Source organism: Micromonospora sp. CPCC 205554 (assembly GCF_036902745.1).
GTDB lineage: Bacteria > Actinomycetota > Actinomycetes > Mycobacteriales > Micromonosporaceae > Micromonospora > Micromonospora tulbaghiae.
The window spans coordinates 1-878 of the sequence record NZ_JBAKHP010000071.1 but is presented as its reverse complement, the minus strand read 5'-3'; the positions used below and the strand labels follow the sequence as shown (position 1 = coordinate 878).

The 878-nt window shown below is 68.9% G+C and carries 1 protein-coding gene; it reads left to right on the top strand.

What is annotated here, in order from left to right:
- Positions 1-85 precede the first annotated feature (85 nt).
- The gene (locus V6U82_RS31510; RefSeq protein ID WP_013283918.1) at positions 86-868 is read left to right on the top strand and encodes an IS5/IS1182 family transposase; all 783 of its coding nucleotides are present in this window, start codon (positions 86-88) and stop codon (positions 866-868) included.
- The last annotated feature ends 10 nt before the right edge of the window (positions 869-878 follow it).

Genomic DNA, 878 nt, shown 5'->3' with positions numbered 1-878 from the left:
GTGGGAGGCCGGTGTCCAGGTAGGACGAGGCTCCCGGTAAGACAGCAATCGACCAAGATCAGATGCCCCAACCGGGAGCCTCGCTGTGCTGTCTTACCCTGCCGCGATTCCGTTGTCCACCCGCAGCCTGAACCACCTCGCCGCCCTCATCCGAACCCGCCGCCAGCAGCAACGGTCTCGGTGGCGACGCCTCGACCCCGGCCGGCAAGCCCTGCTCGCCCTGGCCCACCTGCGCAACGGCGACACCTACACCCGCCTGGCCGCCGGATTCGACATCGGCGTCACGACCGCCTGGCGTTATGTCCGCGAGGCCATCGACCTGCTCGCCGCGACCGCCGACGACCTGGCCACGGCCATGACCAGGATCCGTCTGCTCGCCTACGCAATCCTCGACGGCACCCTGATCCCGATCGACCGGGTCGCCAACCAGAAGCCGTACTACTCCGGAAAACACAAGCGTCACGGCGTGAACGTGCAGGTCATCGCCGACGCGGCCGGGCGTCTCGTCTGGGCCTCGGCCGCGCTGCCCGCCTCGACGCACGACCTGACCGCCGCCCGCACCCACGGCATCATCGACGCCCTGGCCAGCACCGACGTGATGACCTTCGCGGACAAGGGCTATCAAGGCGCCCCCGGCAGCGTGCGCACCCCGTTCAAGCGGCGCCGCTTCCGGCCGAAGCTGTCACGCCGGCAGAAGGCCGTCAACCGAGCGCACGCGAAGATCCGCGCCCGCGGCGAACGCGCGATCGCCACCCTCAAGACCTGGAAAATCCTGGTCAAGCTGCGCTGCTGCCCACGCCGAGCGACCGCGATCGTGCAGGCCATCCTCGTCCTGCACCGCGTCGAAGCCGACCGCTACGCAGGATGAAAATGGCTCA